The organism is Streptococcus sp. 23.2, from assembly GCF_016648665.1.
In the GTDB taxonomy this organism is placed as follows: Bacteria; Bacillota; Bacilli; order Lactobacillales; family Streptococcaceae; genus Streptococcus; species Streptococcus salivarius_E.
The window spans coordinates 176,486-193,446 of record NZ_JACLQJ010000001.1; the positions used below are offsets into that span (position 1 = coordinate 176,486).

The window sequence follows — 16,961 nt, forward strand, 5'->3', positions numbered from 1 at the left end:
TATGACAGTTACAGGTATTATTGCTGAGTTCAATCCTTTTCATAACGGCCACAAGTATCTCTTGGATCAGGCTGAAGGCGTAAAAATCGTTGCCATGTCCGGGAATTTTGTCCAGCGAGGTGAGCCAGCTATTGTGGATAAGTGGATTAGGACTCAGATGGCTTTGGAAAATGGGGCAGACCTCGTGGTTGAGTTGCCTTTCTTGACGTCAGTCCAGTCTGCCGATTATTTTGCTGCTGGGGCCGTTGATATCTTGTCCCGACTGGGAGTTGATAGCCTTACTTTTGGCACGGAAGAAGTCTTAGACTACCAGGCTATAGCAAATGTCTATACTGAAAAGTCTGAGGAAATGGAAGCTTTTGTGGAAAATTTACCGAGTGACCTATCATATCCACAGAAGACACAAAAAATGTGGGAAAAGTTTGCTGGTGTAGCCTTTACTGGCAATACACCCAATCATATCCTGGGCTTAGCCTATGCCAAAGCTTGTGCTGGTAAGGGCATTAAGTTGAATCCTATTCAGAGACAAGGGGCCGGCTATCATTCCTCAGACAAGGAAGTATCTTTCGCCTCAGCGACCAGCCTACGTCTCCACAAGCAAGATAGTGATTTTGTGGATAAGTTCATGCCCAATAGCAAGCTTTTTCAGACTTCTCCACAGGTCTCTTGGGATAATTATTTCCAATTGCTGGTTTATCAGATTCTTACACACCCTGATTTGACCAGTGTTTTTCAGGTGAATGAAGAGATTGCCAGTCGTTTAAAAGCTGCTATCCGTGAGGCCTCTTCTGTGGAGGAATTGGTGGATAAGGTAGCAACCAAACGCTATACAAAAGCACGGGTACGTCGTATTTTGACCTATATCCTAGTCGGAGCTGTGGATAATCCTTTACCCCAGGCTGTTCATGTCCTTGGATTTTCTCAAAAAGGGCAGTTTCATCTCAAATCTGTGAAAAAGTCTGTAGATATAGTGGCTCGGATTGGAAGGGAACCTTGGGATATGCTTACACAACAAGCGGATAATGTTTATCAATTAGGTAACCCCGAGCTTTGCGAACAAAACTTTGGACGTGTACCGATTAGAGTAAAATAGTTTTATAGAAGGTCTACCTCTGGTATGCTTTTTAAATCTTTTTCGAATGATAAATTGCAAGAATAAGTGCAACATTTACTCGAACTCATCCTCTAGAGCTTCACAAGCAGTTCTGTAAGCTAAACATTTTCGCGGTCTGTGATTGATATCATATAAGGCTTTGTTCAAAGCCTCCTCAGAGATAGCGGCTAAATCTGTTTTCTTTGGGAAATATTCTCTTAGTAAGCCATTTGCGTTTTCATTGCTTCCTCTCTGCCAGGATGAATAGGCGCCCGCAAAGAAAAAGGAAATTCCTAAGTTCTCTACCAGAGGATAGCAGGCAAACTCTTTTCCCCTGTCTGAAGTGAAGGTTTTAAGAGCCTCTTTTGGAAATAGCTTACAAAGTTGTTTGATGGCTAAAAACATGGATTTGGCTGTTCTGTCTGGTATCTTGAAAGCTAAGTAAAAGCGCGTTTTTCGCTCCAGAAAGGTCGCTAAACAGCCCTTGCTTTTGCCTCTGGAAGACACCACAGTATCAAGCTCCCAGTGGCCAAAAGTCTCACGATTCCTGACCTCTTTAGGACGTTTGGCAATTGATGTGCCAATCCTAAATGTCCCACGTGTTTCTTTGGGTTGTCGAGTCTTTCCTTTACGACGCAGGACGCTTAAATCCAGATCAATCAAACCGGCGTAGAGCCAGTTATAGATGGTTTTAAAAGCTACCATTGGCTTTTGTTCAAGCTGATAGCGGCCACAAATCTGTTCAGGCGACCAAGAGGATTTTAAACCGTCCTCAATTTCCTTTTTCAACTCTGGTGTCAAACAAGACTTCCGACCTTTTTGTTTAGCCCTGTGGTCGTACTGTTCCTGTGCTAAGGCTGCGGAATAGCCATTTTGGCATCGTCTTAACTCTCTTGAGATGGTGGCTCTATGTACGCCAAGTTTGTTGGCAATTTGGCAAGGTTTCAAACCTAATTCCAAATAGGCTTCTATCTTTATTCGCTCGGTTATGGTAAGATGGGAGTAGCTCATAGTGTTTCCTCGGGTTCTGTTTGTGTGGTTACTTACAGTTTACACCAATGAAAAGCTATGAGTTTTTTTGTTGCACTATATTTTACAATTTTTCGAATAAATGTTATAGAAAGTATAAACTTGTCAGGAACTTGTACAAGTTTATACTCTTGGTATATAATAAAAGAAAAGAGGAAAATGAGGTATGCTAATGGAAGCAGTCGTCTATTCAACGTTTCGAAATCATTTGAAGGATTATATGAAAAAGGTTAATGATGAATTTGAACCTCTAGCTGTAGTCAATAAAAATCCCGATGAAGATATTGTAGTGGTCTCAAAGAGTGAGTGGGATAGTATTCAAGAAACATTGCGTATTGTTCAAAATAAAGAACTTTCAGACAAGGTTTTAAGGGGAATGGCTCAGGTGCGTTCCGGAGAGACTCAAGAGCATGCACTAAAGGAGTAGAAAATGTTACTCACTTTCACTGAAGATGCATGGATGGATTATTGTTATTGGCAAAATCAGGATAGGAAGACACTTAAGCGAATCAATAAGCTGATTAAAGACATTCAACGGGATCCTTTTTCAGGTATTGGGAAACCAGAACCCTTGAAGTATGACTTTCAAGGAGCTTGGTCTCGGCGAATTGATGCTGAAAATCGTTTGATTTATATGATTGATGGTAAAAGTGTCGCCTTTCTCTCTTTCAAAGATCATTATTAGGTCTACCTTTGGTAGGCTTTTTTACTTTCCGTAAATTATTTTCAAAAAGGTCAAAAAAGATCAAACAAAGCCATTGACCTTTACTGACTAATGGTGTATGATAGTCGCATAAGGATTTAGCTTCCTTATAAATATAAATCTTGCAGTGCTTGCCTAAATACTTGTCATAAAGTTATTTTGGTTTGACTGCAAAAAAGTTTATGACAAAGGTCAAAAAAAGTCAAAAAAGATATTGACTAATACTGACCAATGTTGTACAATATAAACATAAGGAAATGAAATCCTTATGAAGGCTGTCAAAACAGTCCATATATCGATATGAAAAGATTGCAGCTTGTCTGCTTAAATTTTCATTAAAAAGGTCAGTAAAAGTCAAAACTAAATTCTTGACCCAAGCAGATGAAAGGTATATGATAAAGCTATAAGGAAAAAGGTTTCCTTAATCTACAAGTTTCTTTCTGAAAGAGGCTTGGAAGTTAGCTATATTGAGAGATTCACAGAAAGAAGGTGGCTCTTATGCTAAATGACAATTTATTTAAGACTGTGAAAGTTCTCAGTCTCCTACCAAGAGCAAAACCTGAAATTATTAGGAGAGTAGTTGAAGCTACTAAAAATTTTTAGGGTTTTGGTCAGTAAAAGTCAAAAAACACATTAACATAAAAATAACACTTAAAAAATTTCACAAGAAAACACAAAACGAGGTAATTATATGAACAACAACTTTAACAATATGGACGATCTTTTCAATCAATTGATGGGTAATATGGGTGGTTACCGTTCAGAAAACCGTCGCTACATGATTAACGGCCGTGAAGTGACACCTGAAGAATTTGCGATTTACCGTCAAACAGGTCAATTGCCTGGTAATGAAGGTGAAGCAGTGAACCCAACTCAACAACAAGGTAAAGGACCTAAACAAGATGGTATTCTTGCTAAACTTGGTCGTAACTTGACTGAAGAAGCTCGCGAAGGTAAATTGGATCCTGTTATCGGACGTAACAAAGAAATCCAAGAAGCTTGCGAAATCTTGGCTCGTCGTACAAAGAATAACCCAGTCCTTGTAGGGGATGCTGGGGTTGGTAAAACAGCCGTAGTTGAAGGTTTGGCTCAAGCCATCGTCAATGGTGATGTCCCAGCTGCTATCAAGAATAAAGAAATCATTTCAATTGATATTTCTGGACTTGAAGCTGGTACTCAATACCGTGGTAGCTTTGAAGAAAACATTCAAAACTTGGTAAACGAAGTCAAAGAAGCTGGAAACATTATCCTCTTCTTCGATGAAATCCACCAAATTCTTGGTGCCGGAAGCACTGGCGATGGTCAAGGGTCTAAAGGTCTTGCTGATATCTTGAAACCAGCTCTTTCACGTGGTGAATTGACAGTGATTGGTGCAACAACTCAAGATGAATACCGTAACACTATCTTGAAGAACGCTGCCCTAGCCCGTCGTTTCAACGAAGTTAAGGTCAATGCTCCTTCTGCTGAAGATACTTTCAAGATTCTCCAAGGTATCCGTGATCTTTATGAAAAACACCACAATGTTATCTTGCCAGATGATGTTTTGAAGGCAGCGGTAGATTTCTCTGTACAATACATTCCACAACGTAGCTTGCCAGATAAGGCTATCGACCTTGTCGATGTAACAGCTGCTCACTTGGCTGCTCAACACCCAGTGACTGATGTGAATGCTGTTGAACATGAAATTGAAGAAGAAAAAGCTAAACAAGAAGCTGCAGCTGCCAAAGAAGACTACGAAGCAGCTCTAAACGCTAAGGTTCGTATTGAAGAACTTGAAAAGAAAATTGCTAACCACACAGCAGACCTTAAAGTCACTGCAACTGTTAACGATGTGGCTGAATCTGTAGAACGTATGACTGGTATCCCAGTATCGCAAATGGGAGCAACTGATATCGAACGTTTGAAAGATATGGGCCACCGTTTGCAAACTAAAGTTATCGGTCAAGATAAGGCCGTTGAAGCAGTGGCACGTGCCATCCGTCGTAACCGTGCAGGATTTGACGAAGGTAACCGTCCAATCGGTAGCTTCCTCTTTGTAGGACCTACTGGTGTTGGTAAAACTGAGTTGGCTAAACAATTGGCTCTTGATATGTTCGGAACCAAAGATGCCATTATCCGTTTGGACATGTCAGAATACAGCGACCGCACAGCCGTTTCTAAATTGATTGGTACGACAGCTGGTTATGTTGGTTATGATGACAATAGCAATACTTTGACAGAACGTGTTCGCCGTAACCCATACTCAATCGTTCTTCTCGACGAAATTGAAAAGGCTGACCCTCAAGTCATCACCCTTCTCCTCCAAGTTTTGGACGATGGTCGTTTGACAGATGGTCAAGGTAACACTGTAAACTTCAAGAATACTGTGATTATCGCAACTTCAAACGCAGGCTTTGGTTACGAAGCTAACTTGACAGAAGATGCTGATAAACCAGAACTTATGGATCGTTTGAAACCTTATTTCCGTCCAGAATTCCTTAACCGTTTCAATGCTGTCATCGAATTCTCACACTTGAGCAAAGAAGATCTTTCTAAGATTGTAGACCTTATGTTGGTTGAAGTTAACAAGACGCTTTCTAAGAAAGACATTGACTTGGCAGTTAGCGAAGCTGCTAAAGAATACATGACTGAAGAAGGCTACGATGAAGTCATGGGTGTTCGTCCACTCCGCCGTGTGGTTGAACAACAAATCCGTGACAAAGTCACAGACTTCCACTTGGATAACCTTGATGCTAAACACCTAGAAGCTGATATGGAAGATGGTGTCTTGGTTATCAAAGAAAAAGATGCTAAATAAAAAGCATAAAACCTCCTAATCCTATTATGAAGCAGAGATGTTAGTAGACATCTCTGTTTTTTTCTTTTTTATTTAAGACTTTCCTTGGGTGCTACGGACGGAAGCGACTTCCTAACGGAATTCCATTCCTAAGATTTGAGCGTAGGTCTCAAATCTTCCGAAGCAAAAACGGAAGAACTATATAGTGATAAAAATATTAAAATAACAAGAACTGGTGGAAATATTATTATTGATAACTTAACGGATAAAGAAATTAATATAAAATCAACTTTTGTAATTAACAATAGTATTGAAGCAACACCATTTAGTTCGTCACAATCTAGTATCGATCCGAAAGGAGAGCAGTCAGTATCTATATCAGAATTTGTTGCAGTTAATCCAGGACAGAAAGTTGAGGAATCAGACGAAAAAGCAAAAAAAGCAAACTACTATAAGCATAAAATGAAGAGCGGTGAAAATATTGGGTGGACTGCTAATATACAGAATGGTAACTATGATACAATGAATTCATTTAGTATAAATTTTAATTACTAATTGTGAGGAGATGCAGAATGGATTTATTGGATAAACTGTTAAGTAATAAGATTGTTAATACAAATGGTTACACACGTTCAGATACTGGTACCAAAGTCCATTCCTATTTAAGGACACATCCTAAAAATCAAGGCTTAACGAAATCAGCAACACGTTCTATTATTAATGCTTTAAAAAAGAAATAGTAATTATATGAAAATAGGTTTAGTAGTGTTCTCTTTAATCTGATTAGTGGTGCCTTTTATTATTGAATGATACTTTCTGTTGTGAAAAAAAGGAACATTGAGTGACTATTACACTATCCATAAACTTTTTATAAGTTTTCATCATTGATAAAAAAGGTAAGTAGCCGATGCTACTTACCTTTATTCTTTATCATCACCTTGATACTTTTGCAAGCGTTCTTGGATGATGTTGAGTCGGGGTTCGAGGTCTTTTTTGAAGACGCGTGTTTTATAGTTGAGGTCTTGTTTGATGTCAGCAAGAACAAGGTTTTGTTCCTTGATGATGTCAAGGTTGCGTTTGATATTGTCCAGATCGTGAGAGATATTTTCTCGTGATTGGTTGAGGTCTAGGATTTCCTCTTTGATGTCTTCACGTCGTTTATAGGCGTAGTAGGCACCGTAGGCAAGAGCTCCAAGAGCTAGAAAGCGTCCGATTTTCATTCTGTTACCTCTTTAGCGATGCTGTCAGCAAGGTCGGCCAGGGCAGCGAAGTCTGGTTCGTGTTCGTCAAATCCCATGTGGATACCATCGTCTGCACCGTAACGAGGAACGAGATGAATATGAGCGTGGAAGACGGTTTGTCCAGCAACTTCTTCGTTGTTATTAAGGATATTCATGCCGATTGCTCCAGTTGCTTTTTGCACGGCACGAGCAATTTTTGGAACACGGCTAAAGACAGTCTCAGCGGTCTCAGCAGACATTTCTAAGATGTTACGAACGTGCTCTTTAGGAATAACCAAGGTATGTCCTTTTGTAGCTTGTGAAATATCGAGGAAGGCTAGAACCTTGTCGTCCTCGTAGACTTTTGATGAAGGGATTTCTCCAGATATAATTTTACAGAAAATACAATTATCCATAATAACGACCTTTCCATGAGTTTTTGTTATAATAGATTATATCATACCAAAGAGAGAAAAGATAATGCTTAAATTAGAAAAGGTGACGGGTGGTTACGCTAATATTCCCGTCCTAAAAGATGTGACTTTTGAGGTGGCTGATGGTGAATTGGTTGGTCTCATTGGTCTTAATGGTGCTGGAAAATCAACAACAATTAACGAGATTATTGGTCTCTTAACACCTTATGGGGGACAGATTGCCATTGATGGGTTAACTATTCAACAAGATCCAGCTAGCTATCGTCAGAAGATTGGCTATATTCCTGAAACGCCAAGTCTCTATGAAGAGTTGACGCTTCGTGAACATTTGGAAACGGTGTTGATGGCCTATGGTCTTGATGTGACTGAGGGGATGGCACGTGCGGACAAGTACCTCAAACTCTTTCGCTTAGATGAAAAGTTAGATTGGTTCCCGACTCAGTTTTCAAAGGGAATGAAGCAGAAGGTTATGATTATCTGTGCCTTTATTGTTGGTCCAAGTCTTCTCATTGTTGATGAGCCCTTCCTAGGTTTGGATCCCTTGGCGATTTCGGACTTGATTGAGCTTTTAGCTGAGGAAAAAGCTAAGGGCAAGGCGATTCTCATGTCTACCCACGTTTTGGATTCAGCCGAGAAGATGTGTGATCGCTTTGTGATTTTGCACCATGGACAGGTCTTAGCACAGGGGACTCTCGAGGAGCTCCGTCAGACTTTTGGCGACGATAGTGCCAGTCTTAACGATATTTACATGCAGTTAACTAAGGGAGAATTGTCATGATAGCTAAGCTATTTAAGGAGCGTAGCAAGCGATTCAATGCCCGCTGTGCTAAGTATAGTCGCTACGTGTTTAATGATCATTTTATCTTGGTTCTTCTCTTTCTGCTAGGTTTTGTCTTGGTTCAGTATAGCCAGTTGCTTCGACATTTTCCAAAGAATCCGTGGGCAATTATTCTTGGCTTGCTTATGCTTTGTCTGTTATTACCTTTCTGGGGGAATATTGCGACTTATCTAGAACCTGCGGACAAGCACTACCTTTTGGTTAAGGAAGAAGAGGTGCTAGACCATGTTAAGAAGGCAACAGGACGTGCTTTTAGATTTTGGGTAATAGTACAAACCCTGATTTTTATTTTGGTTATTCCTCTCTTTTTAGCCTTGAGACTTCCAGTTTGGGGAGTTATCCTTGTAGCTGTGGCTATGGCTATTCTTAAGTATGTTATTTTCCAGAAAAAGGCTCAACCTTTTTATAAGCAGTCTGGACTGAATTGGACTGAAGCTATTGCAGGAGAAAATAAGCGTCAACAATCGATCTTGAAGTTCTTTTCACTCTTTACCAATGTTAAAGGGATTACGTCGAGTGTTAAACGTCGTGCCTATTTGGATGGTGTTCTCAAACGTACAAAGAAAGACAAGGAAAATACCTGGTATAATCTTTACCTAAGAGCCTTCTTGCGTTCTGGAGATTACTTTGCCCTTAGCCTACGCCTTTTTGCCCTAACGCTTTTAGTTATCTTTTTGGTTCCTGAAAAATGGCTGGCTATGGTTCTTGTGGTTGTTTTTGACTACCTTTTGCTCTTCCAGCTCACGGCGCTTAAATCGCACTTTGCTTATCAGAGAATGGCTAACCTTATGCCAGTTGGAAAAGACATGCAGGTGAGCAATCTTAAGCGCTTGATTACTCAGATTGTACTTGTGCTGACTCTGGTCCAGGCTATTTGCCTCTTCGATCTTAAATTTAGCCTGATCTTGGTTGGAATTATGCTAGTTTTGAGCCTTGTTTACCTACCAGCCAAGCTTAAGAAGATGATTGACTAACACCTATTAAATAAGTTAAAATAGAAACGAATGACTAAAGAAAAAGGAGATGCCTAGGTGACATCAACAGATAAAGATTTGAGCCTGACTCCTCTCAAAGGAAATAGTGGTAAGGCCTATATGGGAACTTACCCAAACGGAGATCGCGTCTTTGTGAAGATGAATACAACACCAATCTTGGCAGCTCTTGCCAAGGAACAGATTGCACCACAGCTCTTGTGGGCTAAGCGTCTGGGAAATGGTGACATGATGAGTGCACAGGAGTGGCTTGATGGTCGTATTTTGACCAAACATGACATGAACAGTAAACAGATTATCCAAATTCTTGGTAATTTGCACCGCTCTAAACACTTGGTTAATCAACTTTTGCAGTTGGATTATCATATTGAAAATCCTTTTGATCTTCTACACGAGTGGGAAGAAAATGCCGCTTATCAATTGCGTGAAAATGGCTTCCTTCAAGACGTTGTTAGAGATTTGAAACGTCATCTTCCAGAGTTTCGTGCGGAGATTGCAACAATTGTTCACGGAGATGCTCGTCATAGTAACTTTGTCATCACAACCTCAGGATTGATTTATTTGGTTGATTGGGATTCTGTACGTCTAACAGATCGTATGTATGATGTGGCACAAATCCTCAGCCATTACATTCCATTGGCACATTGGCCCCAGTGGTTGTCATACTATGGCTATAAGAACAATGACCTTGTGATGGACAAGATTTACTGGTATGGGCAATTTTCATACTTGACACAGATTTCAAAATTCTTTGATAGTCGTGATATGGAACATGCCAACCGAGAGATTTATGAACTTCGTAAATTCAGAGAGACCTTGCACAGATATTAGAAAGTAGACATGCGAGTTAGAAAACGTAAAGGTGCAGAGGAACACCTAGCTAACCATCCTCAGTACGTTATTCTTGAGCCGGAAGCTGCTAAAGGTAAGTGGCATGAGCTTTTTGGTAATGATAATCCTATCCATATCGAGGTAGGATCTGGTAAAGGGGCCTTCATTACTGGTATGGCCCAACAAAACCCTGACATCAACTACATTGGTATTGATATTCAGTTGTCTGTTTTGAGCTATGCCTTGGATAAGGTCTTGGCTTCTAGTGCTGAAAATGTCAAGCTCTTGCGCGTGGATGGTTCAGCTTTGACCAATTATTTTGAAGATGGCGAAGTGGATATGATGTATCTGAATTTCTCAGATCCATGGCCTAAGAGCCGTCATGAGAAACGTCGTCTAACTTACAAGACTTTCCTAGATACTTATAAGCAAATTTTGCCTAAAAACGGAGAGATTCACTTTAAGACAGACAACCGTGGACTTTTCGAATACAGTTTGGCGAGCTTTTCACAGTATGGAATGGTTATCAACAAAGTTTGGTTGGACCTTCATGCAAGTGATTATGAGGGCAACGTCATGACTGAGTACGAGCGTAAGTTCTCAGAAAAAGGTCAGGTCATCTACCGAGTAGAGGCTCAGTTTAAAGATTAATTATTGAAAACTTGATTAAAAATAACGATTAGCCTATTGATGGCTAATCGTTTGATGTGGAGAGGTCGCATAGAGGCCGAGTGCGCACGCTTGGAAAGCGTGTAGTCCTTAACGGGGCTCGGGGGTTCGAATCCCCTCCTCTCCTTTGAGAAATAGACAAAGTGTCCCTTCCGTTTTAGAAGGGACACTTTTTAGGTATAGTAATTAAAAAGAAGATGGTTTTAACAGCTTTTTATGATAGGAGGACTCAATCCTTAGTCCCAAGGGCTCTGAATCCCTGCTACCCAACCGGTACAGAGGGCGCTAGTAATGTTAAAGCCACCAGTATGGGCATTGATGTCAAGGACCTCTCCTGCAAAGTGTAGGTGAGGGACTTTTTTACTTTCTAGAGTCTTGGGATTAATTTCCTTAAGGTCAACGCCACCTTTAGTCACAAAGGATTTGGCAAGTGACATTTTACCTGTGATTGGAATTTCCATGCCCTTAAGCTGACTGATAATGTTTTCCAAGTCTTTGGGATGCAGTTGTTTAACCTTGCTATCAGCCTTGTCTTCTGCTAGGAATTCAGCGACACGCTCAGGTACAAGAGCTTTGAGGGTGTTTTTGACAGATTTCTCGCGATTTTCCTCAAAGTAAGCCTTGAGATTTTCTTGGCTTTGGTTGGGAAGAAAGTCCAGATGAGCTATCTCACCACCCTTGACAAAGCTAGATAAACGTAGGGCAGCCGGTCCAGATAGGCCAAAATGAGTGAAAAGAAGGTCATGGGTAATCTTGTGCTTGCCATAGGACAGAGTGACATCATCAAGAGAAATTCCTTGTAAGGCCTTGTGGGGAAAGTCGGTTAGGAGTGGACTTTCCGCAGCTTCAAGATCAGTGACTTGGAGCTTAAAATGGCGGGCAATATCATGTCCAAAACCAGTTGAACCAGTCGATGGATAAGATTTTCCTCCAGTTGTGACGATGAGTTTATCACTGGTAAAAGTCTGGTCTGAAGACTTAACTTGGAATTGCTCATTAACCTTTTTGACGGAGACAACCTCTGTATTGGTGAGGATGCTAGCTCCAAGTTCCCAAATCTTATTTTCCAGAGCTTGGATGATGGTCCGTGATTTATCTGTCCTAGGGAAGACACGCCCGTGATCCTCAACCTTGAGTTTGACACCATTGTCCTCGAAAAAAGCAATGATATCGTGGTTATCAAACTGTGAAAAGACGCTATAGAGGAAACGGCCATTACCTGGAATACCTGCTAGAAGATCGTCTAAAGTCCCGTTGTTAGTAACATTACAACGTCCACCACCAGTACCAGCTAGTTTCTTACCGAGACGTTTATTTTTTTCAATCAGAAGGGTTTGTTGGCCATAGAAGGCTGAGGCAATAGTCGCCATCATGCCAGCAGGACCCCCACCAATAACGATAGTATCAAAATGTTTCATGCCTTTATTTTAGCATAATTTAAAAAGGGAGAATAGTTTGTAAATGGTCAGTTTTTTTAGATAATTTATGTTAGAATAGGAGTAGAAGTTTAAATTAGAATAGTTATTAACTATGGAGGAAAATATCGTGTCTGAAAATAACATGAAACACCGTTCATCTGTCTACGATAGCATGGTTAAATCACCTAACCGTGCCATGCTTCGTGCGACTGGGATGACGGATGATAGTTTTGAAAAGCCTATTGTTGGGGTTATCTCAACTTGGGCTGAGAACACACCATGTAATATCCACTTGCACGGTTTTGGTCAAATTGCCAAAGAAGGTGTTAAAGAAGCGGGTGCTTGGCCAGTTCAATTTGGTACGATTACTGTTGCAGATGGTATTGCCATGGGGACACCAGGGATGCGTTTCTCATTGACATCTCGTGATATCATTGCCGACTCAATCGAAGCAGCTATGGGTGGTCACAATGTCGATGCCTTTGTTGCTATTGGTGGTTGTGATAAGAACATGCCTGGTTCTATGATTGCCATTGCTAACATGGATATTCCAGCGATTTTTGCCTATGGAGGTACCATTGCACCAGGTAACCTTAACGGCAAGGATATCGACTTGGTTTCTGTTTTCGAAGGTATCGGTAAATGGAACCACGGTGATATGACCGCAGAAGAGGTTAAAGATCTTGAATGTAATGCCTGCCCTGGCCCTGGTGGTTGTGGTGGTATGTATACTGCCAACACAATGGCGACAGCAATCGAAGTAATGGGGATGAGCCTTCCAGGATCATCATCTCACCCTGCAGAATCAGCTGAGAAGAAAGCAGATATCGAAGAAGCAGGTCGTGCAGTTGTTAAGATGCTTGAACTAGGTCTTAAGCCATCAGATATCTTGACACGTGAAGCCTTTGAAGATGCCATCACTGTCACAATGGCACTTGGTGGTTCAACAAATGCGACACTTCACTTGCTCGCTATTGCTCATGCAGCTAACGTTGATTTGACACTTGAAGATTTCAACGATTTCCAAGAGCGTGTGCCTCACTTGGCTGACTTGAAACCTTCTGGTCAATATGTCTTCCAAGATCTTTACAATGTTGGTGGTGTACCAGCCGTTATGAAATACCTTCTTAAGAATGGTTTCCTTCACGGTGATCGTATCACATGTACTGGTAAGACTGTTGCAGAAAACCTGGAGGCCTTTGATGATTTGACACCAGGTCAAAAAGTCATCATGCCGCTTGAAAATCCTAAACGTGCTGATGGTCCATTGATTATCTTGAAAGGTAACTTGGCTCCAGAAGGTGCGGTTGCCAAAGTATCAGGGGTTAAAGTTCGTAACATCACTGGTCCCGCTAAAGTATTTGACTCAGAAGAAGATGCCATCGAAGCAGTTCTTTCTGATGAAATCGTTGATGGCGACGTAGTTGTTGTACGTTTTGTAGGTCCTAAGGGTGGTCCTGGTATGCCAGAAATGTTGTCATTGTCTTCAATGATTGTTGGTAAAGGTCAAGGGGACAAGGTTGCCCTCTTGACAGATGGACGTTTCTCAGGTGGTACTTACGGACTCGTTGTTGGTCACATTGCTCCTGAAGCTCAGGTTGGTGGACCTATTGCCTACCTCCGTACAGGTGATATGGTTACAGTTGACCAAGATACCAAAGAAATTACGATGCACGTTTCAGACGAAGAGTTGGCGAAACGTAAAGCCGAAACTGAGTTACCACCACTTTATAGCCGTGGTGTCCTCGGTAAATATGCTCACATCGTTTCTTCAGCGTCACGTGGTGCCGTTACCGACTTCTGGAACATGGATAAATCAGGTAAAGCTTAATGATATGATATAAAACAAAATCACACCGGACATTTGTTCGATGTGATTTTTTGATATTAAATCCTGAGACAGTTGTTGGCAGTATGATGACAAGTAATGGTTTGTCTGTTGTTACTCTAGTAAAAAACCGGTTGGAAATGTCCAATCGGTTTTCCTTTTATTTTCCGCCTCGAGGTGAGATGCCAAGAGCGATACGTCCATAACGGCTGATGCGTGTCATCTTCCAGACTGGTGAATAAGTGGTTTCCACCTTGACAGAGTTAATACCGTCAATGGATTTTAGCTTTTCAGCGATTTCATAAGGCATAGTCTCTTCACAGCCACAACCAGTATCAGTAAAGGTCATAAGGAAGTAGCAGTGGCCATTTTCATCGACAGTGATTTCATAAATCAAACCAAGGTTATAAATGTCTAGCTCAATCTCAGGATCGAATACAGTGGTCATTTGTTCGACGATTGGCTCTAAGAAGGGCTGGGCCAAATCATTGACCTTAATATCATCACGGAAGTTTTTCATAGGACTCATTCTTTCTATTTTGCTTTTGTTTATTATGGCATAATTTAGGGCTTTTTTCAATCTCGGATGGTAATATGAGGCTTTAGTAAGCGAGTAAAGTAACGATAAAAAAACTCCAACAGTCAAACCGTTGAAGATAATGTGATTTATGCTTCAATATCAAGTCGTTTTGCAACCAAGGTTGCTCGAATACCATCAAAAATTGGAGCAAGAATGAAAATCCCAAACCTTGTGGAATTGTTCCCACCATTCCTAGATACAACAGATCTGATACCGACCAAACCCAATTTGGAAGTACCGATTGTTTAAGTCAAAGACTTTCCTTCTATATACATTTATACCCACACATAGTTTACCAAAAGCTTAGCTTCCTATCAAGTAAATTGTTTGAAGAGTGAAAGGAAAAAAGTCCTTCAGGTATCCAGAATAACTAGTCAAATTGACAGAAAGGAGTGATTGTGATATTCTCATAGTAAGACATTTCAAGAGAAAATGAGGCTATTATGAGTATTGAAAAGACAGTCAGCGAGATTGCTGAAATCCTTGGTGTTAGTCGTCAAGCAGTCAATAATCGTGTCAAACAACTTCCAGAAGAAGATCTAGAAAAAAATGCTAAAGGGGTTACTGTCGTTAAACGCAGTGGCTTGATTAAGTTGGAGGAAATTTACAAGAAAACCATCTTTGACGATGAGCCAATCGATGAAGAAACAAAACAACGTGAGTTGTTGGAGATTCTTGTAGACGAGAAAAACTCTGAGATTGCCCGTCTCTATGCTCAGTTGAAGGCTAAGGACGAACAGTTGTCTAACATGGATGACCAATTGCGTGTCAAAGACGTTCAAATCGCCGAAAAGGACAAGCAAATTGATCAACAGCAGCAATTGACCTTGACTGCTATGAAGGACAAGGAAGAGCTTAAACTGGAACTTGATGAGGCTAAGGTTGAGGTTGACGAAGCCAAGGCCCAAGTGGAAGAAATCCAGACCAAACAAGAAGAAGCTTCTAAAAAAGGTTTCTTTGGACGTCTATTTGGAAAATAAAAAAGAAGCTGGGACTCAGTCTCAGCTTTAACTATTGTAGGAGATTAAAATGGAAAATTTAGAAACTTATATTGCCTTTGATTTGGAGTTTAACACGGTGGATGGTATTAGCCATATTATCCAAGTATCGGCTGTTAAGCTGAATCAGCATGAGGAAGTGGGCCAGTTTGATTCTTTCGTCTATTCGGATGTTCCTTTGCAATCCTTTATCAATGGTTTGACTGGAATTACAGCGGATAAGATTGCCAAGGCACCAAAGCTAGAGTCTGTTTTAGCGGATTTTAAATCATTTGTTGGTGACACTCCACTTATTGGCTACAATGCTCTTAAATCAGATTTGCCTATTCTAGCTGAAAATGGTTTAGACTTGGAAGAGCAATATGCTTTAGATGTTTTCGATGAGGCCTTTGACCGTCGTGCTTCTGATTTGAACGGTATTGTTAACCTCAAGTTGACTAGCGTGGCAGATTTCTTTGGAATCAAGGGACACGGTCATAACAGCTTGGAGGATGCTCGTATGACCGCACAGATTTACGAGAAGTTTCTCGAATTAGATGAGAATGCCAAACTTTTGAAGCAACAGGAAGAAGTCAGTAACAATCCTTTTGCTGCCTTAGGTTTGGGTGGCCTTTTCGACTAGGGCTTTACAGAAGCTGTAAAGGCTGTAAAGAGTGATAGCTAACTTTTTCTGTAAGAAAAGAAAATCCTCTAGGGTTAGGGCTTGCATATTACCTTGCGTTATAAGGTAGAATCTAGGTATCAAGGGTGGCCAAGGTCCTCCTTTGATAGAAAATCTTAAAAGGAGGTGACTGAGATGTCGCAGTTTTCAACAGGGGAGTTGGCTAAGGCAGCAGAAGTGTCTGTTAGGACTGTCCAGTACTATGATCAACGAGGTATCTTGACGCCGTCTGAAGTCACAGAAGGTGGTCGGAGAATCTATTACGAATCAGACTTGGAACGCCTGCAAGTCATTTGTTTCTTAAGAGATTTGGATTTCTCAATTAATCAAATCAAAAAACTCTTGCAAGAGGAGAATAGGGAACAGGTTTTAGAGCTTTTGTTGACAGATCAAATCGAGAGCTTGGAAAAGTCTTCGAAGGAAATAGAGGTCAAACTAAAACGTGCCCATCACTTGCAAAAAGAAACTGCTAAGTGGCGTCAACTTTCACTAGAAGATTTGTCAGACATTTCACGTCTTATGGAAAATCAAAAATCATGGCGTCATTTGCAGTTGAGAATATTTGGGAGCATCAGTCTAGCGAGTCTTCTTTATATCATAGCCCTACTGATAGTCATTTATTATTTTAAGGATCCTAGAGGTTTGTTTGTTGTCTGTCCTGCTTATATTATAGTAGTGAATTTAGTGATGTTTCACTATAGAAAGCAGTTTGAATACCTCTGTCCTAATTGTCATAGGACCTTTGATCCAAGTTTTAAAGAATTTGCCATTGCCGGACATACACCAAGGACTCGTAAGTTGACTTGTCCTCATTGTCATGTAAAGACCTACTGTTTGGAGTTGGCTAAGACTAAAACGAAATAAATTTATCGAATATAAAAAAACGCTTGA

The 16,961-nt window shown here is 40.6% G+C and carries 19 protein-coding genes and 1 tRNA gene; 15 read left to right on the top strand and 5 right to left on the bottom strand.

Features of this window, described 5'->3' with window-relative positions; translation table 11 throughout:
* The first annotated feature begins 1 nt into the window (after position 1).
* Complete coding sequence (locus H7T98_RS00890; protein ID WP_037602447.1) at positions 2 to 1,093, top strand: nucleotidyltransferase; 1,092 nt, start codon at positions 2 to 4, stop codon at positions 1,091 to 1,093.
* Between the two features lie 75 nt (positions 1,094 to 1,168).
* On the opposite strand, the gene H7T98_RS00895 is transcribed toward H7T98_RS00890, so the two are convergent.
* Positions 1,169 to 2,104 (bottom strand): IS30 family transposase, encoded by a 936-nt coding sequence (locus H7T98_RS00895; RefSeq protein WP_201061033.1) that lies wholly within the window; start codon positions 2,102 to 2,104, stop codon positions 1,169 to 1,171.
* A 190-nt stretch (positions 2,105 to 2,294) separates the two neighbouring features.
* On the opposite strand from H7T98_RS00895, the gene H7T98_RS00900 reads away from it, so the two are divergent.
* The 5 genes from H7T98_RS00900 to H7T98_RS00920 all read left to right on the top strand — a co-directional run bounded on the left by H7T98_RS00900 (position 2,295) and on the right by H7T98_RS00920 (position 6,341).
* Positions 2,295 to 2,549 (top strand): type II toxin-antitoxin system Phd/YefM family antitoxin, encoded by a 255-nt coding sequence (locus H7T98_RS00900; protein ID WP_129852038.1) that lies wholly within the window; start codon positions 2,295 to 2,297, stop codon positions 2,547 to 2,549.
* A gap of 3 nt (positions 2,550 to 2,552) precedes the next feature.
* On the top strand, positions 2,553 to 2,807 hold the full coding sequence (locus tag H7T98_RS00905) for a Txe/YoeB family addiction module toxin (protein WP_021143706.1): 255 nt from the start codon (positions 2,553 to 2,555) through the stop codon (positions 2,805 to 2,807).
* A gap of 709 nt (positions 2,808 to 3,516) precedes the next feature.
* On the top strand, positions 3,517 to 5,622 hold the full coding sequence (locus H7T98_RS00910) for an AAA family ATPase (protein ID WP_004183275.1): 2,106 nt from the start codon (positions 3,517 to 3,519) through the stop codon (positions 5,620 to 5,622).
* Positions 5,623 to 5,757: 135 nt separating this feature from the next.
* Positions 5,758 to 6,156, top strand: a complete 399-nt coding sequence (locus tag H7T98_RS00915) for a hypothetical protein (protein WP_037602686.1) — start codon at positions 5,758 to 5,760, stop codon at positions 6,154 to 6,156.
* Between the two features lie 17 nt (positions 6,157 to 6,173).
* On the top strand, positions 6,174 to 6,341 hold the full coding sequence (locus H7T98_RS00920) for a hypothetical protein (protein WP_162837453.1): 168 nt from the start codon (positions 6,174 to 6,176) through the stop codon (positions 6,339 to 6,341).
* 180 nt (positions 6,342 to 6,521) lie between these two features.
* Here H7T98_RS00920 and H7T98_RS00925 read toward each other — a convergent pair whose 3' ends face one another.
* Both H7T98_RS00925 and H7T98_RS00930 read right to left on the bottom strand, forming a co-directional pair.
* Entirely contained in the window at positions 6,522 to 6,821 is a 300-nt protein-coding gene (locus tag H7T98_RS00925; RefSeq protein WP_037602683.1) for a hypothetical protein, read from the bottom strand.
* Complete coding sequence (locus tag H7T98_RS00930) at positions 6,818 to 7,237, bottom strand: HIT family protein (RefSeq protein ID WP_002891660.1); 420 nt, start codon at positions 7,235 to 7,237, stop codon at positions 6,818 to 6,820. Before H7T98_RS00930 ends, H7T98_RS00925 begins: the two co-directional genes overlap by 4 nt.
* 64 nt (positions 7,238 to 7,301) lie before the next feature.
* On the opposite strand from H7T98_RS00930, the gene H7T98_RS00935 reads away from it, so the two are divergent.
* The 5 genes from H7T98_RS00935 (at position 7,302) to H7T98_RS00955 (ending at position 10,712) form a co-directional block, all read left to right on the top strand.
* Positions 7,302 to 8,033, top strand: coding sequence for an ABC transporter ATP-binding protein (locus tag H7T98_RS00935; protein ID WP_037602681.1), 732 nt, complete (start codon positions 7,302 to 7,304; stop codon positions 8,031 to 8,033).
* Positions 8,030 to 9,067, top strand: coding sequence for an ABC transporter permease (locus H7T98_RS00940; protein WP_037602678.1), 1,038 nt, complete (start codon positions 8,030 to 8,032; stop codon positions 9,065 to 9,067). The genes H7T98_RS00935 and H7T98_RS00940 overlap by 4 nt, the downstream gene beginning before the upstream one ends.
* Before the next feature lie 57 nt (positions 9,068 to 9,124).
* The gene (gene ccrZ, locus H7T98_RS00945; RefSeq protein ID WP_002884270.1) at positions 9,125 to 9,916 is read left to right on the top strand and encodes a cell cycle regulator CcrZ; all 792 of its coding nucleotides are present in this window, start codon (positions 9,125 to 9,127) and stop codon (positions 9,914 to 9,916) included.
* Between the two features lie 9 nt (positions 9,917 to 9,925).
* Positions 9,926 to 10,567 (top strand): tRNA (guanosine(46)-N7)-methyltransferase TrmB, encoded by a 642-nt coding sequence (trmB, locus tag H7T98_RS00950; protein ID WP_195519951.1) that lies wholly within the window; start codon positions 9,926 to 9,928, stop codon positions 10,565 to 10,567.
* A 58-nt stretch (positions 10,568 to 10,625) separates the two neighbouring features.
* Positions 10,626 to 10,712, top strand: a tRNA-Ser gene (locus H7T98_RS00955).
* Between the two features lie 109 nt (positions 10,713 to 10,821).
* Here the strand turns inward: H7T98_RS00955 and H7T98_RS00960 are convergent.
* Positions 10,822 to 12,003, bottom strand: coding sequence for an NAD(P)/FAD-dependent oxidoreductase (locus tag H7T98_RS00960; RefSeq protein WP_110981265.1), 1,182 nt, complete (start codon positions 12,001 to 12,003; stop codon positions 10,822 to 10,824).
* Between the two features lie 112 nt (positions 12,004 to 12,115).
* Here H7T98_RS00960 and ilvD point away from each other — a divergent pair, with 112 nt between their 5' ends.
* Positions 12,116 to 13,834: a dihydroxy-acid dehydratase gene (gene ilvD, locus H7T98_RS00965; RefSeq protein ID WP_142236628.1), complete on the top strand. Its 1,719-nt coding sequence runs from the start codon at positions 12,116 to 12,118 to the stop codon at positions 13,832 to 13,834.
* 157 nt (positions 13,835 to 13,991) lie between these two features.
* Here the strand turns inward: ilvD and H7T98_RS00970 are convergent, their stop codons facing one another.
* The gene (locus H7T98_RS00970; RefSeq protein WP_037598415.1) at positions 13,992 to 14,351 is read right to left on the bottom strand and encodes a metal-sulfur cluster assembly factor; all 360 of its coding nucleotides are present in this window, start codon (positions 14,349 to 14,351) and stop codon (positions 13,992 to 13,994) included.
* 503 nt (positions 14,352 to 14,854) lie between these two features.
* Between H7T98_RS00970 and H7T98_RS00975 the strand changes: the two genes are divergently transcribed.
* From H7T98_RS00975 to H7T98_RS00985, 3 genes are all read left to right on the top strand, one after another.
* Entirely contained in the window at positions 14,855 to 15,391 is a 537-nt protein-coding gene (locus H7T98_RS00975; protein WP_002884601.1) for a DUF536 domain-containing protein, read from the top strand.
* Positions 15,392 to 15,440: 49 nt separating this feature from the next.
* A complete protein-coding gene (locus tag H7T98_RS00980; RefSeq protein WP_049546042.1) occupies positions 15,441 to 16,031 on the top strand; it encodes a 3'-5' exonuclease in 591 nt (196 codons plus the stop codon).
* 174 nt (positions 16,032 to 16,205) lie between these two features.
* Positions 16,206 to 16,934, top strand: a complete 729-nt coding sequence (locus H7T98_RS00985; protein ID WP_175057749.1) for a MerR family transcriptional regulator — start codon at positions 16,206 to 16,208, stop codon at positions 16,932 to 16,934.
* Positions 16,935 to 16,961: the final 27 nt, after the last annotated feature.